At 57.6% G+C, this 26,822-nt stretch carries 22 protein-coding genes and 1 pseudogene; 10 read left to right on the top strand and 13 right to left on the bottom strand.

Features of this window, described 5'->3' with window-relative positions:
• The first annotated feature begins 17 nt into the window (after positions 1-17).
• Positions 18-713: an extensin-like domain-containing protein gene (locus tag FVV99_RS03695; protein ID WP_148252702.1), complete on the top strand. Its 696-nt coding sequence runs from the start codon at positions 18-20 to the stop codon at positions 711-713.
• Positions 714-753: 40 nt separating this feature from the next.
• On the opposite strand, the gene FVV99_RS03700 is transcribed toward FVV99_RS03695, so the two are convergent.
• The gene (locus FVV99_RS03700) at positions 754-1,005 is read right to left on the bottom strand and encodes a DUF1127 domain-containing protein (RefSeq protein WP_148252703.1); all 252 of its coding nucleotides are present in this window, start codon (positions 1,003-1,005) and stop codon (positions 754-756) included.
• Positions 1,006-1,567: 562 nt separating this feature from the next.
• Between FVV99_RS03700 and FVV99_RS03705 the strand changes: the two genes are divergently transcribed.
• Together FVV99_RS03705 and nspC are read left to right on the top strand one after the other, a co-directional pair.
• Positions 1,568-2,767: a saccharopine dehydrogenase family protein gene (locus FVV99_RS03705; protein ID WP_148252704.1), complete on the top strand. Its 1,200-nt coding sequence runs from the start codon at positions 1,568-1,570 to the stop codon at positions 2,765-2,767.
• Positions 2,764-3,915 carry a carboxynorspermidine decarboxylase gene (gene nspC, locus FVV99_RS03710; protein WP_148252705.1) on the top strand — a complete coding sequence of 384 codons (1,152 nt, stop codon included), beginning with the start codon at positions 2,764-2,766 and terminating at the stop codon, positions 3,913-3,915. The genes FVV99_RS03705 and nspC overlap by 4 nt, the downstream gene beginning before the upstream one ends.
• A gap of 142 nt (positions 3,916-4,057) precedes the next feature.
• On the opposite strand, the gene FVV99_RS03715 is transcribed toward nspC, so the two are convergent.
• From FVV99_RS03715 to FVV99_RS03730, 4 genes are all read right to left on the bottom strand, one after another.
• Positions 4,058-4,987, bottom strand: a complete 930-nt coding sequence (locus FVV99_RS03715; protein WP_148252706.1) for an amidohydrolase family protein — start codon at positions 4,985-4,987, stop codon at positions 4,058-4,060.
• A gap of 29 nt (positions 4,988-5,016) precedes the next feature.
• Positions 5,017-6,297 carry a TRAP transporter large permease subunit gene (locus FVV99_RS03720; protein WP_148252707.1) on the bottom strand — a complete coding sequence of 427 codons (1,281 nt, stop codon included), beginning with the start codon at positions 6,295-6,297 and terminating at the stop codon, positions 5,017-5,019.
• On the bottom strand, positions 6,294-6,854 hold the full coding sequence (locus FVV99_RS19030) for a TRAP transporter small permease (RefSeq protein ID WP_201745020.1): 561 nt from the start codon (positions 6,852-6,854) through the stop codon (positions 6,294-6,296). Before FVV99_RS19030 ends, FVV99_RS03720 begins: the two co-directional genes overlap by 4 nt.
• A 195-nt stretch (positions 6,855-7,049) precedes the next feature.
• A complete protein-coding gene (locus FVV99_RS03730; protein WP_201745021.1) occupies positions 7,050-8,057 on the bottom strand; it encodes a TRAP transporter substrate-binding protein in 1,008 nt (335 codons plus the stop codon).
• 255 nt (positions 8,058-8,312) lie between these two features.
• Here FVV99_RS03730 and iolB point away from each other — a divergent pair.
• A pseudogene (iolB, locus tag FVV99_RS03735) lies at positions 8,313-8,939 on the top strand (5-deoxy-glucuronate isomerase); the annotation flags it as partial.
• A gap of 119 nt (positions 8,940-9,058) precedes the next feature.
• Here iolB and FVV99_RS03740 read toward each other — a convergent pair.
• The 4 genes from FVV99_RS03740 to FVV99_RS03755 all read right to left on the bottom strand — a co-directional run bounded on the left by FVV99_RS03740 (position 9,059) and on the right by FVV99_RS03755 (position 14,180).
• Positions 9,059-10,141: a CobW family GTP-binding protein gene (locus tag FVV99_RS03740; RefSeq protein WP_148252708.1), complete on the bottom strand. Its 1,083-nt coding sequence runs from the start codon at positions 10,139-10,141 to the stop codon at positions 9,059-9,061.
• A gap of 91 nt (positions 10,142-10,232) precedes the next feature.
• The gene (gene aguA / locus FVV99_RS03745; RefSeq protein WP_148252709.1) at positions 10,233-11,354 is read right to left on the bottom strand and encodes an agmatine deiminase; all 1,122 of its coding nucleotides are present in this window, start codon (positions 11,352-11,354) and stop codon (positions 10,233-10,235) included.
• An 8-nt stretch (positions 11,355-11,362) separates the two neighbouring features.
• Positions 11,363-12,709 carry a Na+/H+ antiporter NhaC family protein gene (locus FVV99_RS03750; protein ID WP_148252710.1) on the bottom strand — a complete coding sequence of 449 codons (1,347 nt, stop codon included), beginning with the start codon at positions 12,707-12,709 and terminating at the stop codon, positions 11,363-11,365.
• A gap of 55 nt (positions 12,710-12,764) precedes the next feature.
• Positions 12,765-14,180, bottom strand: coding sequence for an aminotransferase (locus FVV99_RS03755; protein ID WP_148252711.1), 1,416 nt, complete (start codon positions 14,178-14,180; stop codon positions 12,765-12,767).
• A gap of 153 nt (positions 14,181-14,333) precedes the next feature.
• Between FVV99_RS03755 and FVV99_RS03760 the strand changes: the two genes are divergently transcribed.
• Positions 14,334-15,569 carry a M20 family metallo-hydrolase gene (locus FVV99_RS03760; protein WP_148252712.1) on the top strand — a complete coding sequence of 412 codons (1,236 nt, stop codon included), beginning with the start codon at positions 14,334-14,336 and terminating at the stop codon, positions 15,567-15,569.
• Between the two features lie 22 nt (positions 15,570-15,591).
• Here the strand turns inward: FVV99_RS03760 and FVV99_RS03765 are convergent, their stop codons facing one another.
• From FVV99_RS03765 to FVV99_RS03780, 4 genes are all read right to left on the bottom strand, one after another.
• A complete protein-coding gene (locus FVV99_RS03765) occupies positions 15,592-16,896 on the bottom strand; it encodes a GGDEF domain-containing protein (RefSeq protein ID WP_148252713.1) in 1,305 nt (434 codons plus the stop codon).
• Complete coding sequence (locus tag FVV99_RS03770) at positions 16,893-17,651, bottom strand: substrate-binding periplasmic protein (RefSeq protein ID WP_148252714.1); 759 nt, start codon at positions 17,649-17,651, stop codon at positions 16,893-16,895. Before FVV99_RS03770 ends, FVV99_RS03765 begins: the two co-directional genes overlap by 4 nt.
• Positions 17,651-18,349: a substrate-binding periplasmic protein gene (locus tag FVV99_RS03775; RefSeq protein ID WP_161598955.1), complete on the bottom strand. Its 699-nt coding sequence runs from the start codon at positions 18,347-18,349 to the stop codon at positions 17,651-17,653. The genes FVV99_RS03770 and FVV99_RS03775 overlap by 1 nt, the downstream gene beginning before the upstream one ends.
• Before the next feature lie 239 nt (positions 18,350-18,588).
• The gene (locus FVV99_RS03780) at positions 18,589-19,428 is read right to left on the bottom strand and encodes a helix-turn-helix transcriptional regulator (RefSeq protein ID WP_148252716.1); all 840 of its coding nucleotides are present in this window, start codon (positions 19,426-19,428) and stop codon (positions 18,589-18,591) included.
• A 258-nt stretch (positions 19,429-19,686) separates the two neighbouring features.
• On the opposite strand from FVV99_RS03780, the gene FVV99_RS03785 reads away from it, so the two are divergent.
• From FVV99_RS03785 to FVV99_RS03805, 5 genes are all read left to right on the top strand, one after another.
• Entirely contained in the window at positions 19,687-20,991 is a 1,305-nt protein-coding gene (locus FVV99_RS03785) for an ATP-grasp domain-containing protein (RefSeq protein WP_148252717.1), read from the top strand.
• A 16-nt stretch (positions 20,992-21,007) separates the two neighbouring features.
• The gene (locus tag FVV99_RS03790; protein ID WP_148252718.1) at positions 21,008-23,041 is read left to right on the top strand and encodes a CocE/NonD family hydrolase; all 2,034 of its coding nucleotides are present in this window, start codon (positions 21,008-21,010) and stop codon (positions 23,039-23,041) included.
• Positions 23,042-23,154: 113 nt separating this feature from the next.
• Entirely contained in the window at positions 23,155-24,102 is a 948-nt protein-coding gene (locus FVV99_RS03795) for a cobyrinic acid a,c-diamide synthase (protein ID WP_148252719.1), read from the top strand.
• A gap of 182 nt (positions 24,103-24,284) precedes the next feature.
• Entirely contained in the window at positions 24,285-25,469 is a 1,185-nt protein-coding gene (locus tag FVV99_RS03800; protein ID WP_148252720.1) for a toxic anion resistance protein, read from the top strand.
• On the top strand, positions 25,466-26,821 hold the full coding sequence (locus FVV99_RS03805) for an MFS transporter (protein WP_330859520.1): 1,356 nt from the start codon (positions 25,466-25,468) through the stop codon (positions 26,819-26,821). Before FVV99_RS03800 ends, FVV99_RS03805 begins: the two co-directional genes overlap by 4 nt.
• Position 26,822: the final 1 nt, after the last annotated feature.

Raw genomic sequence — 26,822 nt, forward strand, 5'->3', positions numbered from 1 at the left:
AGATAGGTAGACACTTCATGCGAGCTATCCTCATCGTCATGATCCTGATTATCGCCGGTCTGGGATTGGATAAGGATTGGTGGCATATACCCCGGCATTGGGCTCCCTGGACACCGCTATCGGTGGATGATCCCTTGACGCCGGTGACCCGATGGAAGTTGTCGCAACTCGAAGGGGATCGAGATGGATGCCGCCAGGTACTGGCCGGCGTGTCAGATGCCGCTCCCTCCTATACTGCGCTGGAGGATTACACGCCCGTCGAGGAGTGTCCCTTACGTAACGTGGTGCGTCTGAGACGCACCGGAGTCGACTTCAGCGATGCCTTCGTGGCGTCCTGCCCGATGGCCCTGGCATGGATTATCTATGAACGCCAGCGTCTGCAGCCGGCCGCCGAGACGATACTGGGCAGCCGTGTCACCGCGGTCGAGCACTATGGCAGCTTTGCCTGTCGCAACGTTTATGGCCGGGACCAAGGGCGACGCAGTGAGCATGCCACGGCCGAGGCGCTGGATGTCGCGGCGTTTCGATTAGCGGACGGGCGTCGCATCGATCTGGCCGGCGACTGGGACAGCGAAGGTGACGCGGGGCGGTTTCTGCGTGCCGCCCAACGCGGCGCCTGTGATGTGTTCGGCACGGTACTGGGCCCGGACGACAATGCCGCTCACGCGGATCACTTCCACTTCGGGATGCGCGGCGCTGCGTTCGGGTGTTAGATGAGTAGGCCCCGACCACTTCCTGTGGCCGGGGCCTTCGCTAAGTCAGTCTGGTGCCGCAGTGGGGACAGGTGTCAGACTCTTCGATCGGTTCTCCTGTCTCACGATAGGCAATATCCGGACGCTGACTTTCCGGGTTGAGTGGGACCAGCTTGCCACGCTCCCAGCGCAGGCCGATGTCCTTGAGGGTATGCGGGTCGCATGATTCCAGTTCGGCGTACATGCGACGCTTGGCGGCATAGTTGCCGAGGGCGGTTCGCAGCCGACGAAGCGTGTTGTGCAGAATAGGCATGGTTTCGGTCTCCTTGTGGTCGGAGGCCGGGCCTTGTGCGCGAACAGGTCATCGATGGTGCGAGGATAGCTTGGCCGCGACAAGTGCCGCGGCCAGCGTCTTCAAGATGATGTCATTCTTCTGGCAAACGGCAACGAGCAGGTGCGCATTGCATCATTAGCGATGGAATGCACATGGGCTGCAGTGTTGGTTCGTAGTTGCCAGAACATCAGGGACGCATCTTCGGTTGGTATGGGGTACATGCCGTCATGTGTGATGACGACACTCTCTTTTTAAACAATTGCTGATTGAGCGTCAAGCGATGGTACCCTTGCTGATCGTCGGCTTCGGTTATGGGCTCAAGGCTGTCTGAACAGTCCTGCGTTCAACTTTCGTTGCAGGCTTGACGCAAAATGCCCTTGCGGCCAACCTCATGGGAAGCCATTATCTGCGTTCTCTCGCCGCCCTATTGGGCTCAGGGCGAGGCCAAGACCGGGGTGGCATCGGGTCCGGGCACGTCGTGGCGGCCCATTACCGATAAGACCCTACCACTGTTGAACTTTCCCGATCTGGATTCGTACCCATGAGCAAAGTCCTGATTATCGGCGCCGGTGGCGTCGGCGGTGTCGTCACCCACAAGTGCACCCAGCATCCCGAGGTCTTCGCCGAGATCATGCTGGCCAGTCGCAACGAAGCGAAGTGTCAGACCATCGCGGCGCAACTGGACCGCCCGATTCAGACGGCCCAGGTGGATGCCGACGATGTGGAGGCGTTGGTCGCCTTGATCGAGTCGTTCAGGCCCGATGTGCTGATCCACGTGGCGCTGCCCTACCAGGACCTGACCATCATGGAGGCGTGCCTGCGCACTGGCGTGCCGTACCTGGATACTGCCAACTATGAGCATCCCGATGAGGCCAAGTTCGAGTACAAGGAGCAGTGGGCCTTCCAGGAGCGCTACGCCAAGGCGGGCAACATGGCGACCCTGGGCTGTGGCTTCGATCCGGGGATGACCAATATCTATTGTGCCTACGCCCAGAAGAACTTGTTCGACGAGATCCACCGTATCGACATCCTGGATGCCAACGGCGGCGACCACGGCTATCCCTTTGCCACCAACTTCAATCCCGAGATCAACATCCGCGAAATTTCCGCGAATGGCCGCTACTGGGAGAAGGGCGAATGGAAGGAGACGGCGCCGCTGGCCGAGACGCGCAAGTTCGACTTCGACGGCATCGGCGAGAAGGATATCTATCTTCTCTATCACGAGGAACTCGAGTCCCTGTCGCAGAACATCAAGGGGCTGGAGCGCATTCGCTTCTGGATGACCTTCTCCGAACAGTACCTCACCCATCTCAAGGTACTGGAGAATGTCGGCATGACGCGCATCGAGCCGATCGAGGTCGAGGGGTGCAAGATATCTCCGCTTCAGTTCCTCAAGTCGGTGCTGCCCGATCCGGCCACACTGGGTCCACGCACCACGGGCAAGACCAACATCGGCGTGATCCTCGACGGTATCAAGGACGGCAAGCGGCGCAAGGTGCGGCTATACAACATCTGCGACCACCAAAAGTGCTATGAAGAGGTCCAGTCTCAGGCGGTGTCCTTCACCACCGGTGTGCCGGCGGCGACCGGTGCCATGCTGATGCTCCAGGGCATCTGGAAGGGCGAGGGCGTGTTCAACGTCGAGCAGCTCGATCCGGATCCCTTCATGGAGCGTGTCGGTGACATGGGCCTGCCCTGGCAGATGGTCGAACTGGACCCTGACCACGACCCGCTGGCATGACGACACTCAACTTCGACATCCACACCTGCCCGTCGCCGGCCTACGTGGTGGACGACGCCCTGCTGCGCCGCAACCTGGAATGCCTCGGCGAGGTTCAGGAACGTAGCGGGGCGCGGATCCTGCTGGCGCTCAAGGGCTTCGCCATGTGGGACTGCTTTTCCATGATTCGCGAGTACCTGGTGGGGACCACCGCCAGCGGTCAGGACGAGGCACGCCTCGGCGCCGAGACCTTCGGCGGCGAGACACACGTCTACTCGCCGGCCTTCGGTGATGCGGAAATGGACGTCGTGCTGCGCTACGCCGACCATCTCAGCTTCAATTCGCCGGGGCAATGGCGACGTTTCCGCGAGCGCGTCGCGGCGGCTCCGCGCCGGGTCTCCTGCGGGCTGCGGGTCAACCCGGAGCACTCCACCGGCGAGGTGGCTCTCTATGATCCCTGTGCCTCGGGCTCGCGGCTCGGCACCCGGGCCGCAGACCTCAGGCCGGAGGATCTGGAAGGGCTCGAGGGCTTGCATTTCCACACTCTGTGCGAGCAGAACAGCGACGCCTTCGAGGAAACACTGGTGGCCTTCGAGGAGCGATTCGGCCACTACCTGGCAAACATGAGGTGGATGAACTTCGGTGGCGGCCATCACATCACCCGCGACGACTACGACGTCGAGCGGTTGGTGCGGGTGGTCCACGACTTCAAGGCTCGCCACCCGCACCTCACCGTCTACCTGGAACCGGGCGAGGCGATCGCACTCAACACCGGCTACCTGGTCTGCTCGGTACTGGACATCGTCGACAACGATGGCCCCATCGCCATCCTCGACACCTCTGCCACGGCACACATGCCGGACGTGCTGGAGATGCCTTATCGGCCCGAGATCATCGGCGCCGGCCACCCGGGCGAGAGGACGCACACCTATCGGCTGGGTGGCCTGACGTGCCTGGCCGGCGACGTGATCGGCGAGTACAGCTTCGATGCGCCGCTTTCGATCGGCGATCGCCTGGTGTTCACCGACATGGCTCACTACACCATGGTCAAGACCACCACCTTCAACGGCATCCGCCTGCCATCGATCTGTCGGGTCGATGAGACAAGCCGGCACGTGCGTACGGTGAAGACCTTCGGCTATGAGGACTATAGGCAGCGGCTGAGTTGAATCCTCGCAACGCCGGCAAGGCAAACGCCACGCCCCTGCGACTTACAAAAAACGGGGGCGTGGCGCATTTTCTGCAAAACGTTGCATACAAAACAAGGCACTGACCCAAATCGCCTTCCTCAGCCACACCCATCAAACATTATCATGACGACACAGGCACATTCAGTTGATACCAATGCACCGCATTATTATGAAGGATTGCGTGTCGGGCATACGGGGCGGTTAAGCTGATGGCTTGCTCTACCATCTCAAGCCAAGTGGCGTAACTAGCGTTAAGCCCCGTCACTGGAAAATTACTCGCGAAGATACAGCGATCGGGGCCAAAAATGCTGATGGCTTCGGCTAGAAGCTCAATATTTTGCTTTCGGTCCCAATCAGCCATCGGGCTACCTAGCTCGGATAGCTTGACCGCAATGGAGGGGTTCTCAGCTAGTCGACGCATGCCCAAGCGCCAGCCATCAAGACCAGAGCGAGTCCGGTCCCATGGTAATCCAGTATGGTTGAGTATTACTTTGAGCCTAGGTCTTCGCTCCAGAACTTCAGCCGCATCCAGCAGATGCCACGCGGGGACGCGTAGGTCCCAGGATAGACCCCGCTCTTCCAGCAATTCCAGTCCACGAGTCCAGTTTGTGTCTTGAAGTGAGCCAGGTGCCCCCTTCACATCGTCATAACCAACTGGACGTGAAGCTGTCAGTGGTTTCGCTCTGACTCCCCTGAACAAGGGTGAGTGCATCTGCGCCTCAAGCTGAGCTTCGCAGTCCTGATGGCCAAAAGCCGCCCAACCCACCAACGCCACCGGTAATCCGAACCGCTTTCCATGAGATGTTAACCAATTGGTTTCGATCTCGGGATGACGTCTATCCGCTTCAGCCTCGCAATGCACGCTACCCGCCAAGTGGTAACCCTCGGGGATTAGCGCCTGCAGGTCCGGCGCGAGGAAAGGCCTGCGTATAGAAGAATAATCCCCTAGGAAGAAATGCTGATCGATCTCATCCTCCAGCCAAGGGTAGTGCACGATACCATCTAGGGCCCAGAAATGGTGATGAGCATCAATCAAGGGTTGGGAATTCATATAAATCCTCACAAATAATATATGTCTCGTTACTGTGACAACCAACCTAGTGGAGCAGTAATAATCTGAGGAAATGCGATGAAAATGAGTAATATTACTCCATAAGCAAGGACAAAAGGTATGACACCAGCAACCGCTTTCTCAAATTTAAGTTGCCCGACGCTAGTAATGACGTTGAGCACATTACCTACAGGGGGCGTAATAAGCCCAATCGCACAATTCAGCACAAACATGATGCCAAAATACACAGGATCGATACCTGCCATCTTGACAAGTGGCATGAGAATTGGTGTCAACACCAGAATAGTGGGCATTAGATCCATCACCATTCCGATAAGCAGGACAATCGCCATGATAGCCAACATAAGTAGCTTGGGCTTTTCTACCAATGGAGAAAGCAAGTCTGCGACCAGCATTGGAAGTTGAGCAATGCTGATTAGCCAAGAGGCGACACCAGCAGCAGCGATTAAAAACATCACTACGGCCGTATTGCGCCCAGCCTGTCCTAGCACTTTATACAAATCCACTAAGGCCAGCTCGCGATAAATCAACGTAGAAACCACCACTGCGTAAACAGCAGCTACAACGCCTGCCTCAGTGGGCGTAAAAATACCTGTCTTGATACCACCGATAATTATTACCGGCAACAACATGGCCCAGAAGCTCTTACGCAGTGCTTCCCAGCGTTCTGCTTTACTCGCCTTCTTGGCAACGGCGAGATCTTCCTTGCGGGTCATGAACAGCCACATCACCACGAGCGTGATCCCCATAATCAAGCCTGGGACGATGCCAGCGAGGAATAGCTTGGTAATCGATATACCTCCCGCGACTCCTATGACAATCAAAGGAATGGAAGGAGGAATAATCGGTGCGATAATTCCTCCAGAAGCTATTAAACCGGATGAGCGGCCCAAGGGATAACCGGCTTCACGCATCATCGGCAAGAGTATGCTCGCCAGCGCTGCGGTGTCAGCGACAGCAGAGCCAGAAAGACTGGCCATTACAATAGCGGCGAAGATAGCCACGAAGCCAAGCCCCCCCTTGCGATGCCCTACTAGGCTCATTGCCAGCATTACAATTCGCTTTGAAAGCCCGCCACGCGACATGACTTCCCCTGCGATGAGAAAAAAGGGGATCGCGAGCAGTGTATAGCTATCGGTGCCGTTGACGAGATTTTGGGCGAGAATCTGGGAGTCTAACATCCCCAGATGTACCATCAGAACGATAGCACTTACCAACAAGGCGAAAGCAATGGGAAGGCTCAGGCCAATGGAGGCTAGCAGTGAGATAAGAAACAGCCCAATAGTCATGCGAAATTATCACCTGATGTGTGAGGCTTCTGGAGGTAACCAGGGGCCAGTAGTCGAAAAAGGAGGATCAATGACATCAATGAGCCACCTACAAGGCCCGCCAAGTAGAACAAGCCCTCAGGGATACCACTGATTGGCAAATGGTTACTCCAATTGAGTACTGTCTGTGAATAACTACCCTTAAGCAACATCAGGCAGCATCCGAGCATAACGAGAGTCACTAGCCGCTGAAGCCACATCTGTGCCAAGGGAGAGAGACGGTCGCGCAATGTATAGACAGTCAGATGTTCATTCCGCATCAAGCAGATAGTGGTCCCGAGAAATGTCACCCAGACAAAGAGAAAACGTGAAAGCTCTACGCTAACCGAGACACCACTATTAAAGCCATAGCGTAGCACAACGTTCGTAAACACCAACGCCATCATGCATACAAGCGCCAACACTATGAGAAAGGTCAACACCCTTTCAGTCAGCCAGGAAACACGATCAAGTCTCTGCCTTAATGCATTCTGACTTTTGTTGTGGATAGCCGTGGAACGTTGTTGAGAACGTGTCATGATATAAGCCCTCTTGGTTACAGGTGACACCGATGAGGTTGCCTCAGCCTTTCTCAGTCCATGGTATAGCAACTAATGCCATGACAGTCGACTGTAGACTGATCATTAGTCAAACTCATCAATCACATTCTCTTTCAGCATTCCGCTGAAAGAGAATGACTACCTACAAGCCAAATACATGGGAGCGCAAGACACTCATTCCTTCACCGCCTTTTCAGCATCGATTGCATCAATCATCTCCGTTCCATATTCCTCCACAAAATTTTCTCGAATCGGACCAGCGACGACTTCACGCATGGATTCTCGGTCTGGCGACTCGACAATTTGCATGCCTTGCTCTCTTAAAAACTCCAAACCATCATCTACCCTTTCAGCTAAAAGCTCGCGTTCGTACCGAGCCGCTTCAACTGCTGCATTTACCAACAACTCCTGCTGTTCAGCATTAAGTGCGTCAAATTTATTCTTGTTCATCACCAAAGGTGCAGCTGTGTAAGCATGAGCTGTTAGGGAAAGATGATCCTGGACCTCATAAAAATTTGCTGCGCGTATCAAGCTGACAGGATTTTCCTGCCCATCCACAGTGCCTGTTTCCAAGGAGGTAAACAACTCTGTAAAAGGCATGGGTGTTGGGTTGGCCCCAAGTAGCTCGAACGCCTGAATGTGGGCAGGATTAGGGGTTGTCCTGAGCTTTAGTCCTTCAATATCGTCAGCCGTCTCTATCGGACGACGTGAGTTCGTCAAGTTACGAAACCCTATCTCCCAGAAGGCGAGTCCTTTCAAGTCGTGATCACCAAGAAGATCTAGCAAAGAGCGGCCCACCTCACCATCTAGTACGGCATGTGCATGTTCATAGTCCTCAAAAAGGAAGGGTAAATCGAGAACATTGAGTTCACCTACCAGCCCTGTAAAGTAGGGGTTACCGGTAAGAGCAATATCGACCGTACCACTACGTGCGCCTGTCACTATGGCACTATCGCTACCTAGTTGCCCACTAGGAAACAAGCGTACAGAAATTTCACCATCGCTATTTTCATTTACGATTTCAGCAAAGCGCTCAGCAGCGATATGTTGCGCATCCTCTACAGGATGGGTATGCGCAAAGGTTAATGTTGTCTCCGCATATGCTGATGGCAGGCAAGCACCAAAAACCATACCTAAAGCAGAGACTTTTAAAAGGCGGCGAGTTACTACAAACATATTCATTGTTGTTACCTATCAAGGGCGCGCGAGATTAGTCATCCCATTATTCCTAATGGGGCGGTTGTAGATACTTTATGTACAACAGTCTTGTGCAGTCTCAAAGCTGTTTTCTTTTACATTATTCAATAATGCATAATGCATAATTCAAATTAGCGCGTCAGAAGGTTGTACGCAAGAGCCAAGCTGGATAGTACTACTAAAGTTTATCTGGGAGGCCGCTTTACCCCAGCGCTTTGATGCTGCATACCCTCTACTGCTATGGCCACCGTCACTTGCGGCTAGCACCACTGGGAGAACATTGGCGAGCGCATGAATGTGTTCGAGAAGGTGCCACCGTATGCCGTCTATCTTCCCGACGGCGTCAGCTACCGGGTCGAGGCAACCTCTGAGTTGGAACTGGCGGTATGCAGTGCGCCGGGGCAGGGCAATCACGAGCCCCGCCTGATCTCGCCCGACCAGATCAAGCAGAGCACTCGTGGGGTGGGCAGCAATACCCGACATATCCAGGATGTGCTGCCGGAGACCGAACCCGCCGACAGCCTGCTGGTGGTGGAGGTCTATACACCGGCGGGCAACTGGTCGAGCTATCCGCCGCACAAGCACGATCAGGATAATCTGCCGCACGAATCCCGGCTCGAAGAGACCTATTATCACCGAGTGAATCCCTCGCAAGGGTTTGCCTTCCAGCGTGTCTATACCGATGACCGCCGTCTCGACGAGAGCATGGCCGTAGATGATGGCTGTGTCGTATTGGTGCCGTATGGTTATCACCCGGCCGGCGTACCGCACGGCTACGAGCTGTATTACCTGAACGTCATGGTCGGCCCCAAGCGCGTCTGGAAATTCCATAACGATCCGGATCACCAATGGCTGCTGGAAACCTAGTTCAACAAGCGTGTTGCTCTCCGAAAGGCGTCGTGTGGGCGCTCTCTTACCCCGTCATCAGGCGGGGTTTTTCTTCTCGAGGTGTCGCCTCGATGACACGTATCTGAGCTTGCCGATCATCACGGCTCATCTCGAACATTTGGAAGCGGCCGATGAAGGGATTGGAGAGTGTTTTCGACGACTTCCCGATCGATGTCCCGGGTGATGAACACCAGTCGCGAGCGACGATCGTCACTCGGCCAGACAGGCAGCGGTGTCGGGGGATGGAAGACATGCTGCACACCGTGGATGGCGAGTGGCTGCTCGCGGCCCTTGACGTTTAGGATGCCCTTGACGCGCAGAATGTCGTTGCCGAGAAACTCCGTCAGTTCGTCGAGCCAGGCTGTCAGCCGGTCCTCCGGGATCGGCGTATCGATGGCAAAGCAGAAAGCCTTGATGTGGTCGTCGTGTCGATTGACATCATGATCGGAGTGATCGTGGTCGTGTCCATGTGCCTCATGGTGGTGTGTCGCCTGCTTGGTATAGGCCTCTTCATTCAACCACTGCGCCACATTCGGCACTTTGCCTTCGGTCGAAAACGGGCCCAGATCCAATAGCTTGGCTGCGTCGATATGGCCATGGTCGATTTCCCAGCGGGGCGCGGCGGGGTTGATCCCATCGAGACGCCGGTACAGGTCGGTACGCTGTTCGGCGGTGGTCAGGTCGGGTTTGGCCAACAAAAGGCAGTCGGCCATCGCCGCCTGTTTAACGGCTTCGCTGTGGTGATCGAGGCTGTGTTGTCCCGTTGCCATGTCGAGAACCGTCACGATGCCATCCAGTCGGTAACGATCGGCGACCTGGGGATGTGTCATCAGCGTGTGCACGATCGAGGCGGGATCGGCAAGCCCCGTGGTTTCGATCAACACACGCTGGAACTGGCGTTGTCCCTGGCGGGAAAAGCGCCACGTGATGTCACGCAGGGTCTTGACCAGGTCCCCGCGGATATTGCAACACAGGCAGCCGCTGCTCATTTCCATGACCAGGTTTTCGGTGCTGTGGGCAACCAGCATATGGTCGAGCGGGATCTCGCCGAATTCGTTGATGATCACCAGCGCATCGGCCAGTTCAGGCTGGCTGACGAGCTGGTTGAGCAGGGTCGTCTTGCCGGCACCGAGAAAGCCGGAGAGTATGGTCACCGGGATCGGCGGGTGAGTCGGGCGCATCAGTTCTCTCCTCGTGCCTTACGGGGTATCTCCTGCGTAGTTTACGGCATCGCGCAAGATACTTGGCCTCAATACGACATGGTACGCCATGTCACACGCTCGGTTGCTGTTGGGTGATGCAGTGAATGTTGCCGCCCCCGAGCAGTATCTCGCGGGCCGGCACACCGATGACACGGCGATCGGGAAACAGGGCTTGAAGACGTTTGCGGGCGTCATCGTCGTGGGCCGGGTCGAGCATTGGCATGACCACTACCGAATTGCCGATGTAGAAGTTGACGTAGGAGGCGGCCATGCGGTCACCGGGTTGACGAGGGTAGGAACTGTTGAGCCGGTCAATGCCGCTCGCTTCCTCCTCGGCGATATGCAACGGGCCGGGTTGGGTGAACTTGTGCACCTTGAGAGAACGGCCGCGCGCGTCTGTGGTGGTTTCCAGTAACTCCAGAGCCTGCCGGGAAATGGCGTGTTGCGGGTCGTTTTCGTCGTCACTCCACGTCAGGGCGACTTCGCCGGGCGCCACGAAACAGCACAGGTTATCGACGTGACCATCGGTCTCGTCACGATAACATCCACGCGGCAGCCAGATGACTTTCGTGACGCCGAGGTACTCCCTTAACACCTGTTCCATGCCGGCTTGGTCGAGTCCCGGATTGCGATTGGGATTGAGCAAACATTCCCGAGTGGTGATCAAGGTCCCTTCGCCATCGACATGGATGGCGCCGCCTTCCAGCACCACCGGTACCTCGAAACGGGGAATGCCCAGTATCTCGGCGATCTTGCTCCGGATGCGCCGGTCCTTGTCCCAGGGGAAATAGAGCCCACCCTCGAGGCCACCCCAGGCATTGAACTGCCAGTCGACCATGGCCAGATGCCCATCGGGGGAGGTCAGAAAGGTCGGCCCGACATCGCGCATCCAGGCATCGTTATTGGAAAGTTCCACCACACGGACCGATTCGGGAAGTTGGTTACGGGCATTTTCGTACTGCTCGTCGTTGACACCCACGAACACGGTTTCGCTGTCTGCGATGGCACTGGCCACGTCGACGAACGCCTGCTGAGCCGGTTTGGCACCATAACGCCAGGTGTCCGGTCGTTGCGGCCACAGCATCCAGCAGGCCTCGTGCGGAGCGAACTCTGCCGGCATGGAAAAACCTTGTGATGCCGGCGTTTCAGCCGGCAACGAGAAAGCAGTGGCGGATAAGGAGTTGGTTGTCATGGTGTGTCTCACATGTGGCCCGCAATCAGGAATACAACAATGGCCAGGACGGCCGCAATCAAGGCATAGGGTAATTGCGTCAGCGCGTGGGCCATGGGGGTACATCCACTGCCTTGGGCAGATAGTACCGTGGAATCGCCATAGAAGCAGGTATGGCTGCCGAATGCGCTGGCGGAAATCAGCGAACCGATCACCAGCGGCATGTTGGCGTCCACGCTTGCGGCCAGAGGCAACACGATCGGCATCGCCACGGCGAACAGGCCCCAGAAGGAGCCGGTGGCGAAGGCCAGAAAGGCCATGGTGACGAAAACCACGGCAGGCAGCATGCCGGCCGTCATCATCGGCTTCATGGTGGCGATCACGTATTCGGTCAGGCCCAGCAGGTCGTTGACTTCTTTGAGGGTAAAACCGGCCACGAGGGTTCCCAATGGCATGATCATCGACTTGAAACCTTCCAGCGCGGTATCGAAGGTGTCGTGGAAGCTCAACAGGCGCTGGCTGAAAATAAGCACCAGCATGACTGCGAGGGCCACGATCACGCCACGCAGGATATCGATCTCGAAATACCAGGTGAAGCCGATGAGTGTGGCGATCGGCAGCAGGAAGTTGAGCAGGTGAGGGCGATGCTTACCGTCGTCCTCGGCTTCCAGCGCGGCATCGTCGACGCCGTCCGGCATCACCTGGCCACCCGCGGCGCGTCTTTCAGCGGCGCGCATCGGCCCCAGGGCCGGAATGACACCGATGGCAACCAGCGGGACCAGAAGCGCAGCAATCCAGGCGTAGAACATGTAGGGAATCGCCTGCAGATAAATACCCATGCCGTTGTCGGCAACGCCGTTCTCTTCCAAGAGGCCGGCGAAGAACACAGCCCAGGTGGAAATCGGCACCAGGATGCAGATCGGTGCCGCCGTGGAATCCACCACATACGCCAGCATTTCACGCGAGACCCGGAAGCGATCGGTAATCTTCTTCATCGAGGCGCTGATCGCCAGGGCGTTGAGATAATCATCGATGAAGATGACCAGGCCCAGCAGCCAGGTAGTCAACAAACTGCGACTGCGACTATGCACGCGGCGGGTGATGACGTCGCCGAAGGTCAGTACGCCGCCGGTCTTGACCAGTAGCGCGATCAGGCTACCGAACAAGCCGCAGACCAGGATGATCCAGGTGACGGTGTCATCGCCAAGCACGGCCAACAGGATATCGGATCCCTGGGAGACGACGGTGGTGGGGTCGACCATCAACAGGCCGACCAGGGCACCGGTGAACAGCGATTCGATGGTGCGTCGCGTGACGATCGCCATGCCCAGCACCACCAGCGTGGGAAACAGGCTCCATAGCCCATAGTTGTCCATGGTTGTCTCTCTTGTCGTTGTGTCTGGATCGAGGGGCAGTTGTGGTGTCGGGGATCTACAGGTAGCCGTCGTCCTTGAGCGATTGCGATGTGGCGGCCAGGGACTCGTCGAGGATGTCGACCACGCGATCGACGACGTCACGGTCCCAGATCAGCGGTGGTGACACGATGTTGAGATGACCGACCGGACGGATGATCAGCCCACGCTGCTGCGCTTCAAAGGCCACCCGATCACCGACGCGTGCCTCCACCGGGAGAAGCGCCTTGCTGGTCTTGTCGGCGACGTTCTCGATACACAGCATGAAATGGCTGCCGCGGATATCGCCGACCGTTTCGTGATGCGTAAGCGTCTTCAGCCGGCGTTCCAGATAGGGGCCGATCTCGCGAACGTTCTCACAGATGCCTTCGCGCTCGATGATCTCGATGTTCTTCAGCGCGGCGGCACAGCTCACGGGATGACCGGAGTAGGTGAAGCCGGTACTGAGTACGCCGCCCGGCCCCTGCGGGGTGGAAAGCACTTCATAGAGTTCATCCGAAATCAGCGTGGCGCCTAGCGGCGCATAGCCGGACGACAGTCCCTTGGCGCAATTGATGATGTCCGGCTGGGTGTCGAAGACCGCTTCCGAGGTAAAGAAGTGACCCAGACGGCCGAAGCCTGTGACGACCTCGTCGGCGATGTAGAGAATGTCGTGCTGGCGACAGACCGCCTGCATGCGCGCATGGTAGCCATCGGGGGCGACCAGCACGCCGCCGGCCCCCATGATCGGTTCGGCAATGAAGGCGGCGATGTTGTCGGCGCCGATTCGCTCGATCGTTTCTTCGAGTTCGCTGACCAGCGAATCGCAGTAGTCGGCCTCGCTCATGCCATCCGGACGGCGATACAGGTTGGCTTCGCTGAGGTGGGTCACCAGATGGTCGAGGGTGTCGAAGTCCCAGTTATTGCTCTTGATACCGGTCAGGCTGGCAGCCAGGTAGGTCGTGCCATGGTAGGCATTGTTGCGCGACAGAATGCGTTTCTTGTGCGGTTTGCCGAGGCGATTGAAGTAGTAATGCACCAGCCGGATGGTGGCGTCGTTGGCGGCTGAACCGCCGCAGCTATAGAACACATGGTTGAGATGCGTAGGAGCCAGTTCGGCGAGCTTGGCGGCAAGCTCCGCGGCCGGGGCATTGGAGAGGTTGTTGAAGGTCGAGAAATAGGCCATGCGGGTGGCTTGATCTGACATCGCCTGACCGATCTCGCCCCGCCCGTGGCCGACATTGACGCACCATAGACCGGCAATGCCATCGATATAGCGATGGCCGAGCGCGTCTTCGACATAGATACCATCGCTATCGGTAATCAGGTCACACCCCTGTTCGTGGAACAGACTGAAATCGGTGAACGGGTGGATGAAATGGTCCCGGTCCTTTTGCCAGAGTGACTGGACATCCTCTGATTGCGACGGATGCGGTCTTGAGATGGGAGCATTCATGGTCTCGGCCCTCGTCTTGTCGAATTGGAAATCAGGGTCGAGTGCACCCTAGCGTCCATTCCATGAACGGCCATATATCCCGATTGGGGTATATCGCCGCTACTGGCTGCCTATCTAGAGTTGACGTCAAGCTGATAACGGGAGACCACGACAATGACGATCACCATCGATCCCCAACGACTCTGGAACAGCCTCATGGCCATGGCGGAGATCGGCCCCACCGAAAATGGCGGCAGTTGTCGCCTGGCCTTGACCGATGAGGATGCTGCCGGGCGTCGCTTGTTCATGGAATGGTGTGAAGCACTGGGATGCACGGTGCGAATCGACCGTATCGGCAACTTGTTCGTTCGCCGACCTGGACGTCAGAACGATCTGGACCCGGTGGGTGTCGGAAGTCATCTTGATACCCAGCCCAAGGGAGGGCGATTCGACGGTGTGCTGGGGGTGCTGGCAGGGCTGGAAATCTTGCGGACATTACATGAGCAGGGCATCGTCACCGAACGGCCGCTCGAGCTGGTGGTCTGGACCAATGAGGAGGGTAGCCGCTTTGCTCCGGCCATGGTGGCGTCCGGTACGTATGCCGGGCGTTTCAGTGTCGAGTCGACGCTGGCGCGACGTGATCGCGACGGCGTGACTCTGGGGGAGGCGTTGGAGAACATCAGGTTTGCGGGGGACATGCCGGTCGGGAAGCCGCGTTTTGCCAGCTTTCTCGAACTGCATATCGAACAGGGGCCGGTGCTCGAAGCGGCTGGCGAGTCGATCGGTGTAGTCACCGGCGTGCAGGGCATGCGCTGGTTCGACGTCACCTTGAGCGGGCAGGCGGCTCATGCCGGTCCGACACCGATGCTCTCACGTCGGGATGCGCTGGCTGCGGCGGCTCGCCTGATCGATCGTCTTCAGGCGCATGCGTGCCACGATCCCGATGGCGACAGCCGAGTCACGGTGGGCTGCCTGGAGATCGACGCACCGTCACGCAACGTGATCCCGGGCAAGGTCTCACTGACCGTGGACCTGCGCCATACGAAGGACGGTGAGCTCGACGCGCTGGAGGCGCTTTTCCATCGGGAATTGGCAAGTGTCGGTGACACGTTCGGCGTTACCGTGCAGAGTGAGCGGATCTGGCAATCGCCGGTCGTGCATTTCCATCAAGGGTGCATCGAAGCTGTCGAGCAGGCAGCGCAATGGCAGGGTGTGCAATATCGGCGCATGATGAGTGGTGCCGGGCATGATGCCGTCAATGTCGCGGCGGTCGCGCCGACCGCGATGATTTTCGTCCCCTGTCGCGATGGCATCAGTCACAATGAAGCCGAGTACACGTCTCCCGAACATTGTGCACTGGGGACCCAGGTGCTGTGCGATGCCTTGTTGAAGCGCGCCAACGAGGCGTGATACCGATGCAGGCGCATGATCCTCATGACTCGGCACCGAGGATACATGCGCTATCGCTGCTGACAATACAGTTGCGGCCCTGGGCTTTGGCCTGGTAAAGCCGTCGGTCGGCGTAGTTCAGTATGTCATCGGCATGGTCATCCTCGGATGTCGGCATGCCGCTGGCGACACCAATGCTCAGCGTGATGTGATGGTGAGTGGGTGAGAATGCATGTGGGATGCCAGCAGCCAGCATCGTTTCCTGAATGTGTTCGGCAACCCTGACAGCACCATCGAGGTTGGTGTCCGGCAGCACACAGACGAATTCCTCGCCACCGTAACGTGCCACGAGATCCGCAGGACGCGACAACGAATCGGTCAGCAGAAGGGCGACGTTGCGCAGGCAGTCGTCGCCGTGAATATGACCGTAATTGTCGTTATAGGCTTTGAAATGATCGATGTCGATGAACAGAATCGATAGAGCCGTTCCCAGACGTCTCGCCCGCCGCCATTCATCGTTCAGATAGGCATCGAAATGCCGGCGGTTGGCGATACCGGTCAATCCATCCATCGTTGAGATCTGACGTAGATGGTCGCGTTGTTCCAGCCCTTGCTGGAAGGCATTCAGCAAGTCATCGATCCCTTCGACCAAGTGGCCAAGTTCATCGCGCTTATGGCGTTGTAGTTTCGGCTTGGGCCAGTTGCCCGGTCGCTTAGGATCGACCACGGCGATGGCAGCGTGTAACTTCAGTAGCGAGCGAGTGAACAAGAAATGGAAGGTCGCTACGACCAGCAGTGTGATGGCGAAGGCTTTCACGACACTGAGAGAGAAGATCAATGCGCTACGCTTGAAGAACGTCTCGCCAAGACTGTTCATGGATAGCCGGACTTCGATCTCACCGACCGGTTGTGGCTCGGCATAGCCATCCATGTCGTATTCGAGGGTACCGGAATAGTGCAGCATGTCGGCGAACAGTGCATCGAGCAGCCAGTTGGCTTCAGGCGCTTGACGTTGTTCACGCCGAACCATCACCCGATCAAAGTCGTCGCGTAACTCCACTTCGCTGATGCTTCCTTCATCGAAAAGGCCGTCTGCGACTTGCTCGGCGAGTGATGGGTTGAGTTGGAATGCCGCTTCAGCAGCGGTGCCGTCTACCAGTTCCAGCAACTGGTGGGTACGGTCCTGGATTTCATCCCGCATGCTGCGTACATCCAGCGCTAGCTCCGTCAGGCCCGCCAGTATGCTGACTACACCCGCAATGATGAGTGTCAGAATGGCCTGCTTGCCCGTGATGCCATGCCAGCGTGACACCGTATGATGCCGCTGGGGGCGGTAGTTGTCGTTCATCGGTTGCGCTCCAGTCGTTCCATGACGTTGCGACGAATCCTTTCGTGGACGCCACGTTGTCTCATGGCGTCCAGCGACGTCTGAAGCCGTTCGGTAATCGAGGTCGGTACTGATGGGTGGCAGGCCAGGTACAGCGTCGACCGTTGGAAAGTGAAGAGTTTTTCGATGGGCGCGTTGGCCTCGGTCGCGAGCTGCTGGGCAACCTTGTCACCGCTGACCCAGACATCGATCAGGCCGGCTTCCAGTCGATGAATGTTCTCACGTTCGGTCGGTGCGAGGATGATGGGGATACCTTGCGCTTCGACGAATTGGCCGACGGCATCTTCTCTAAAGCTGCCGACACGCAACCCTGCCAATTCGTCGAGTCGCGCGGCATCGATCTCGCTGCCCCGGCGTACGAATGCTGCCCATTCGTTGACGATCAACGGGCCTACCCATTGGAAATGCGACTCACGTTCTGGCGTGCGTGACGTGGAGTAGACACAGTGAGAGTCGCGCAACTTGGCTTCTGTATAGGCGCGTGCCCAGGGCAACAAACGAAAGTCTGCGGTTAAGCCGGCCTCCTTGATGGCTTGTCGCAACATTTGCGTGGAAATACCCGCGACATCACCATCCTCGGTTCGATAATTGAACGGTGGATATTCCTCGGTATTGAATATCACATCGTAGCCTAGGCCAGTGACTGGCATGCAGCATAGCATTGCCAGGATCCATCGCCTGGCAGGCAGGAAACGCATTGCGAGTCTCATCTTCATCACGGCTCCAGGATGTCCTCGAGCACTCCCTGCTCTCTTAGTCGTTCCAATGCGTCCTGCATGGTGGCCACCAATCGCTCATTGGTATCGGGATGCAAGGCGAAGTAGAGCTGAGATTCACTCAACGTGTACACGGACTCATAATTGGCTGGATCAAGACCCGTTTCTTCGGCGATCCAGAGGGCGACGTCTTCACTGTAGGCCCACAAATCGACCCGATCTCGAGTCAGCATCTGCAAGGCACTGGTATTGGAGATGGCCTCGCGTACCTGGCCCATGTCGACACCTGCCGCTTCCAGACTTTGTTCACCGATGTCTTCTCGAATGGCAGTGAGGCGGTAGTCTGAATGGTTGAGTTCATCGATGCTCTCGATCTCGATACCCTTGTCCTTGCGGGCAATCAGACCGACGCGATCGGTGGCGATCGGACCGACCCACTTGAAAAGCGCATTGCGGGACGGTGTCCATGTGGTAGAGAACAGCACCGTATTGGGTTTGTTCAGCGTAGTTTCGTACCCTCTTGCCCAGGGGAGATAATGGATATCCGCTGTCGTCAGGTCGGTTTCGGTCAGGTCGAAGATGGCATCCAGTATCTCGACGGACCGACCTTGCAGTTTGCCGTCTCGCTGAAAGTTATAGGGAGGATATTCTTCCGTGATAAAAGTTAGCGCTTCGAGTCCGGAGGCCCATACGGGCATAGGAAAAACGCATAAACAAGTGACAATCCATGATTTCATTGATGTTCCCTGTACTGTATTAAAAAATCGATAATATCGATTTTTTAATACCCCCTGCGTTAATCATTGATATTATTTTCTAATGATTCATTAAACTTATTTGTCTGTCGCTAACATATCCGAGACAATGTCTCGCTGTCATCATCCCAGGTTGTCCTTGATTAGATGCAATCACGCGGGCGCTCCATGCCGGGGTGTGCCTAGCTATCGTGGGCCTGCTGCCTCGAAACGAGGGCGACGTGATCGAGAAAGCGTCTAAATAGCTGTGACTGGCTCGTAATGGCAAGACGCTGATAAATATGTTTTCGATGCACTTTTACGGTCCCGTCGCTGATAGCGAGCGCCTTGGCTGCCGATTTCGTCGAATGACCTGCCAGTAGCAACCGAACGATCTCACGCTCGCGGTCGGTCAAGGATTCACGTCCGAAGCTGTCGAAAGCCTGTTCCACGGGCGCTTGTGCGTCCAGTTCATCTTGAAATGCATGGCCCTGCCATTTCCAGAACTCCGCCAGTAGCACCTCGATGACCGGGGCGATATGGCGAAGTGCCTGGAGATGGCGTCGAGTCAGGCACGTTCCGTCACGATGATAACCCAGCGATACCACGATGACGGTATCCGCGGCCGTGCGTGCAAAGATGCCGACTTCTTCTGTCAGCCCCAATGCATGGTAATAGTAGTGATAGTAATCACTGGCTTCAAAACGATCGGGAGCCAGCTCGCGCAGACGATGGGCTCCCTGTTCCAGCCCTTCACGAACTGCGCTGAAAAAGGGATCGAGCAGATACGCTTCACTAAGATAACGTTCTATCCCTTGCTCACGACGTTGAGGCGGGTAGTCGTCGTGGATCAAGAGGGGGTGGCGTTGCCCCTGATAGGTATGGATCAGGATAGAATCGAACCCGACGCATTCCCGCAGTATCTTTTCCAGCATGGCGGGAAAACCGGGCGAGCTCGCACCCTGGATCAAGCGAGCCAGCGAATGATGCCAGGTTTGGCTGGCCGGTGCGGCCAGCAGTTGGGTCGGATTCTCGGTCGGCATGATGTCGTACTAATGATGTGGCCCGTCGGTGCTGGCGGCATGCCAGTGTCTATCAATAGCCTACCATGCGTGGCCTGAGCGACTTCACGCGATGCCTTGGACTTTGTATAAACGCAGTTGCCATACCAACGCCTCTCTCCAAGGCCGGTTCGAGTCGTCCAACTGAACTATGCTATGTCAGTGACAGGCCGATGCTCGTTGAATGGGGCATGAGTCGTGTCATCTCCGATGGTGGTATGCCCCAGCGAGGTGGTGGTCATGAGTGAGAAACAGCATGTCTTCGTAGTCGGCTTGAATGAGTTCAACCACCAGCGATTGAAGCAACTGCGTGGGGTCGAGGAATGTGAATTTCACGGCGTCATTGATCCCGCAGCCGTGTATGACACAGAGGTGTTCGATATCGGCGGTATGCTCGAAGAGGCGACAGCCCATCTCGAGGCCCATGAGGGGACTATCGATGCCATCGTCGGCTACATGGATTTCCCGGTCTCGACCATGCTGCCGATTCTCTGCGCACGTTTCGGGACGCGAACGACATCGCTGGAAAGTCTGCTCAAGTGTGAACATAAATACTGGAGTCGATCCGTTCAGCGTGAAGTGATCCCCGACTTCATTCCGGCCTTCACGGCTTTCGATCCATTCGACGATGATGCCCTGGCGAGGGTCAGCGACGCCGGATTGTATTTCCCTTTCTTCATCAAACCGATCAAGTCCTCGGGCTCACGTCTGGGATTTCGCATCGACAGTCCCGAGGATTTCCACCAGGCCATCGAGCGGCTGCGAGCGGAGATAGGGTTGATCGCCGACCCTTTCAATACCGTTCTGGAGCAAGCCACGTTGCCGCCGGACATTGCCGCCGTCGATGGCCATTTCTGCATGGCGGAAGAGATCATCGGTGGCTGGCAATGCACTGTCGAGGGCTATGTATGCGAAGGCGAGGTCGTCAGTTATGGCATCGTCGACTCGCTGCGCTATCCCCATGTTCTGAGTTTCTTCCACTACCGCTATCCGTCGGGGCTACCCGATCACATTCAGCTCGAGATGACCGAGCTGACAGCGGCCGTCATGCAACACATCGGCTACGACAACGCCGCGTTCAACATCGAGTACTTCTGGGACGAGGTACAGGACCGTATCTGGCTGCTGGAAATCAACACTCGCATCTCGCAGTCTCACTGCGATCTGTTTGCCAAGGTGGATGGAGTCAGTCACCAGCAGGTCACCATCGATCTGGCCTTGGGCAAACGTCCGGATATGCCGCACCGCCAGGGGCAGTATCCGTTGGCAGCCAAGTTCTTCTATCGGGTATTCTTTACCGATGCCGTGGTGACACGCGTGCCGAACGCCGACGAGGTAGCCGCGCTGGAGCATGCCTTTCCCGGCACGGTGATCGATTTGCAGGTCACCGAGGGCCAGCGGTTGTCGGCACTGCCTGAGCAGGACAGTTACAGTTATGCTCTGGCGTATATCTGGATGGGCGCGCAAGATGAAGCGGACTTGTTGGCGAATTACGAACGCTTGGCCGAGCAACTCCCCTTTGCGTTCGATGACATCATCAGTTAGCCGTGGAGCGCCTTGAATGCACATTGTGGATACCTTTCCCCGACAGATAGTCGAAGAGGAGACCTGGATTCCATTGCAGGACGGCACGCAGCTGGCGGCCCGTATCTGGCGGCCGGTCGACGCGGAAGAGGATCCCGTACCGGCCATTCTCGAGTACTTGCCGTACCGCAAACGCGACCTGACCGCTGAGCGTGATGCGTTGGCTCACCCTTATTGGGCGGGACACGGTTATGCCGGTGTGCGTGTCGATATCCGTGGCACGGGGGAATCCGATGGCGTGCTGACCGACGAGTATCTGCAGCAGGAACTCGATGACGGCGTGGCCATTCTCGAATGGCTTGAGAGGCAGTCGTGGTGTACCGGTGACGTCGGAATGGTGGGCATCTCCTGGGGCGGTTTCAATGGTTTGCAGGTCGCCGCCATGGGGCCGCCTCAACTCAAGGCGGTGATCACGTTGTGCTCTACCGACGATCGCTATGCCGATGACATTCACCATATGGGTGGTTGCCTGTTGGCCGATAACCTGTCATGGGCGTCGACGATGTTCGATGGCAACGCCTGCCCACCCGATCCGGCGCTGGTTGGCGATCGCTGGCGGGACATGTGGCAGCAACGGCTCGAAGGCAGTGGCTTGTGGTTGGCCAAGTGGCTGGCGCACCAGCGACGTGATGCCTATTGGCAACATGGCTCGGTCTGTGAGGACTTCTCGCGCATTCAATGTCCCGTCTATGCCATCAGTGGCTGGGCCGATGGATACTGCAATGCGGTGTTTCGGTTGCTGGAAGGACTCGATGTACCTCGCAAGGGGCTGGTCGGTCCATGGGCGCACAAGTATCCCCATCTCGGTGTCCCCGGTCCGGCCATCGGGTTTCTGCAAGAGTCATTGCGCTGGTGGGACTACTGGCTGAAAGGCACAGAGACGGGCATCATGGATGAGCCCATGCTACGCGTCTGGATGCAGGAATCGGTACCGCCTTCAGCACGTTACGATGTACGTCCGGGGCGCTGGGTGGCCGAGCCGGTGTGGCCGTCGCCGAAAATCCAACCGGTGACATACCGGTTGACCGTCGGACACGATCTGGTCGATGAATCCACGCAGTCGGTTGTCGATGACGATTCGACCTTGACGATTCGTTCTCCGCTGTCGGTCGGTCTGTATGCGGGTAAATGGTGTTCATACAATGCGCCGCCGGATCTGCCCCATGATCAACGTGATGAAGATGGCGGCGCCCTGATCTTTCAGACCCCCCCTCTGGAAGAGCCGCTCGAGATTTGCGGTCAGCCGGAAGTGGAACTGGAGCTGGCTGCCGATCAACCGGTCGCCATGGTGGCCGTGCGGCTGATCGATGTCGCCCAAGACGACAAGGCCACGCGAGTCTCGTATGGCCTGCTCAATCTCACGCATCGTGTCAGTGACGAACATCCGGCACCGCTGCAGGTCGGCAAGCGCTATCGTGTCCGTGTGGCGCTCAAGCATATCGCCCAGCAGTTTCCGGCCGGCCATGCCATTCGGCTATCGATTTCCACCAGTTACTGGCCGCTGGCTTGGCCGGCGCCACGGCCGGCAACGTTGACAGTGGCGCCCGGCCAGAGCCGGCTTATTCTACCGGGTCGTGCGCCGCGGCCCAGGGAGGAAGAAGCGCTTGGCGCCTTCGGTGCACCGGAAGGGGCGCCGCCCTTGGCGAAGACACTGATCCAGCCGACCCAGGAGACGTGGCGGGTCGTTCGCGACCTGGCCAATGACCAGACCATGCTGGAAGTCATCAACGACGAAGGAACCTATCGTCTCGACGATATCGGGATGGAAGTCTCCGCTCGCGTTACCGAGCGTTACAGCTATGCGCATGGCCATTACGACAGCGTCACCGGATGGACGGAGTGGAAGCGTAGTTTCCGACGCGGTGATTGGTGCGTCAAAACGTTGACACGCACCCGCATGACCAGTGATGCCGACGCATTTCGACTGCGTGCGACGCTGGATGCCTACGAGGGGGAAACCCGAGTCTTCTCCAAAACCTGGGACGAAACGCTTCCGCGCGATCTGGTGTGAAGGTCTGCTGACTATTTCCTTATTGCCAGTTGCGATGGCGGTGGCCTTCGGCGCTCATTTCGTGTAGTTCTACACACAGGATTTTATTTTCAAGGGCGCGAATCGCACTGATTATGCTGGAGTTTCTTCAAGGGTTTGCCTATGGGTTGTTTCTGACCTGTATTCCATGGTTTCTCGTCGGCATGGTGAACCCTTCACTGGCCCTGCCCACTGAGCATCCGAATCGGGTGCAGGTCGGTGTACGTTATTGGCTGTTGCTGCCGTTCATTGCCTTCCTGCTTTGGTTGACCTCACTATGGGGCGGTTTCGGGCCGAGTCTATTGGGATGGCTCAGCGGCGTCGTTTTCATTGCTGTCGAACTCCCAGTGGAACGCCGTGTACGCCGTTGGTGGAAGCGTTTTCGCGATTGGCGTCGAGAGTCGTATCGCGGCGAGGAACTCGCTCGTGAGCAAGCACGGCGTGATCGTGAGGCACGGGAGGCGGGATCGGCCGTGCTCGATCCGGATCATCCACCTCAGGACGCCGATGATGTCATCATGGCGTTGTGTCATGCCAAACAGGCACTGCGTGAGTCGGGTCGAGATGATCTGGCCACCCAGGCGGATCGACTATACAGTCGCTATCGCCACGTCTCGGCGTTGATCGAGAGTCGTTTCGATGCCAGCGAGCTTACGTTTGAACGTTCGCGACAGTTGATCATCGACGTATGTCTCGGAGCCGTGGATACGCTGCACGATATGGCGTCCCAGGCGAGTAGCGTGGCGGGTGTCGATAGCGACTTCGTACGTCGCCGACTCGAGCGGGAAGGTAATCAGCTCACGGTGGCCGAACGTGTGGCTCTCAAGCGGCGGCTGCAACTGGTCGACGAGACTGAACGGCATTTACGTGACTTGTCCGCTCGCAACGAATCGGCACTGACGGCCCTGGACGATACGGCCGTCGCGATGGCGCGCCTGGATACAGGCCGGACGCAGGCCAAAGTGAGTGCCGACCAGGCATTGGCAGAGCTACGGCGCTTCATTGACAGGGCGCCTCGCTATGGTCGTCATCATCGGGGATGATGGGGATGATGGGGATGATGGGGATGATGGGGATGATGGGGATGATGGGGATGATGGGGATGATGGGGATGTGGTGCCGGGTCAACGGCGGCGATGAAGCATCAGGCTGCATGCCCCGCCTTGCAATGCGCGAATGTTCACGGTAAACGATGGTCATCAAACGGTTGTCGGGAAGAGATACGATGCGAAACGAAGCTGGGGTTCCCCCCGACAAGCAGTTGGCGTTACCGCCAGTAGAGAGAATTGCCGAGGATCTAGAGCAGCATGAGGTGGGCGATCAACCGCCTGATGAAGACGCGCGACTGGATGCCGAGGCCGAGGCGTATGTGGAACGGCTGCTTGGCGAAGGCCAGTCGTCGAGTACCGAACATCGCCGCCGAGCAGTGGATGAGATGGGACTCGAAGCCCAGCGGCGTGCCGCTCACCAGAGTGCCATGTTGCAAACGCCATTGCGTAAACTGGCTCAACAGAGCGATGACGGCGGACCGGTGGCCAAGGCATTGGTCGACCTGCGCAGCCGGATGGATAACCTCGATCCCAATCGTCATGATCTGGCTCAGCGAGGGATGGACAAAGTCGTCTCCTGGTTGCCGGGTGTGGGTAATCGCCTGCAACGTTACTTCCGCAAGTTCGAGAATGCTCAGGATGCCCTGGATGCCATCATCGCCGATCTGGAAGACGGCCGGGACATGCTCGACCGCGATAATCTGACATTGGCGGATGACCAGGAGGCGTTGCACGAGATCATTCAGGAGCTTCATCACCAGATTGCGCTTGGGCAACGGATCGATGAGCGTCTGACTCAAGCCGCCGAGTTGCGGGAGGCGAGCGATGCACAACGGACGTTCATCGAGGAGGAACTGCTGTTCCCTCTACGCCAGCGTGTCGTCGACCTGCAGCAGCAGTTGGCGGTGAGCCAGCAGGGTGTCCTGGCGCTGGAAGTCGTGATCCGTAATAATCGCGAGTTGATGCGCGGTGTGGATCGTGCCATCAACGTGACCGTAGCGGCTCTGAGTGTCGCAGTGACGGTGGCCATGGCGTTGGCCAATCAGCGTTTGGTGCTGGAGCGGGTCGAATCGATCAATCGAACGACCTCCGATATGATCGCCGGTACGGCCAAGGCGCTGCGCAACCAGGGCGTCGATATTCAGACTCGCGCCGCTTCGTCGATGCTCGATATGCAATCGCTCGAAAGTGCCTTTTCCGACGTCATGGCAGCGTTGGACGACCTGGCCAGCTATCGGCGCGATGCCTTGCCCAAGCTCAAAGCGCAGATCGATCGACTCGATACGCTGGCCGGTCAGGGGGAGGAGGCCATCGACAAATTCCGACAGGGCAACCGAGCCGATCCGGGGGATGACGTGTGACGGCACCGAGCGCTCCACCGGTAACGCGCGCGTCACGCAAGGAGATCCTGGGATGGGCAATGTTCGACTTTGCCAATCAGGCTTACACCTTGCTGATCATTACCGTCGTGTTTGGCGAGCTATTCACCACCGTGATCGTCGGAGACCGGGGCGACAACTATCGTCTGGCCAATCTTCTGTGGAGCCTGGCGCTGGCAATCAGCTACCTGATGGTCGTGGTGACGGCCCCGGTGTGCGGCGCGGCAATGGATGCCAATGCCACCAAGAAGCGTTATCTCTTCATCAGCTATCTGGTCACGGTCGCAACGACGGCCATGCTGTATTTCGTCGCTCCCGGTTATGTGGTGCTGGGCTTTTTACTGATCGTCGTATCGAATTATGCCTACTCGATGGGTGAGTCCTTCATTGCCGCTTTCCTGCCAGAGCTGGGTCCACCGCGCGAGTTGGGCAAGATTTCCGGATTCGGCTGGTCGTTGGGCTATGTCGGTGGGTTGTTTGCCGCCGGGTTCACGCTGGTCGTCCTCGGTGAAGCCACCGAGGCGAATTTCGATCGGATCCGCTGGGTCGGGCCATTTGCCGCCGCCTTTTTCCTGGTTGCCGCACTTCCGACATTCCTGTGGCTGCAGGAGCGGGGTGTCCCGCAGCCTCGTATCGCGCATGCCAGTTATCTGGCCGTTGCCCGTCGGCGCATCGTTTCCACATTCATGGAACTGCGCGAATTCCGTGATCTGGCCGTGTTTCTGGTGTCGTTGCTGTTTTCCATGGCGGGCATTTATATCATCATCGCCTTTGCCTTCATCTATGGTGCCCAGGTGATCGGTTGGGACGAATCGATCCGCAATATCATGTTCATCATCGTGCAGATCACGGCAGCGGCAGGGGCGCTAGGGTTCGGTTTCCTTCAGGATCGGATCGGTGCGAAACCGACCTATATCGGCACGTTGCTGCTATGGGTAGCGGCGATCATCGCCATCTGGGGGACACCGACCGTGACGGCGTTTCTCAATACGGCATGGGGCATGGACATGCAGGCCCAGCACCTGTTCCTGGTGGTGGGAACCCTGGCGGGGCTGAGTCTGGGCTCGAGTCAATCCGCGAGTCGGGCATTGGTCGGATTGTTTTCCCCGAACGGCAAAGCGGCGGAATTTTTTGGCTTCTGGGGGTTGGCCAACAAGCTTGCCGGCGTGTTCGGCATTATCGGGTTGGGCGTCTTGCAGTCATTGGTCGGCTTGCGAGCGTCGATTCTGCTATGTGCCGTCCTGTTCATCGTAGCGGTGTTGATCTGCCTGGTCGTCGATCAGCAACGGGGGGAGGATGCCGCCCGCGCTTGGCGAGCGGCGCCTCCGACATGAG

Origin of the sequence: Aidingimonas lacisalsi, from assembly GCF_008079445.1 — a bacterium.
GTDB classification, from domain to species: Bacteria; Pseudomonadota; Gammaproteobacteria; order Pseudomonadales; family Halomonadaceae; genus Aidingimonas; species Aidingimonas lacisalsi.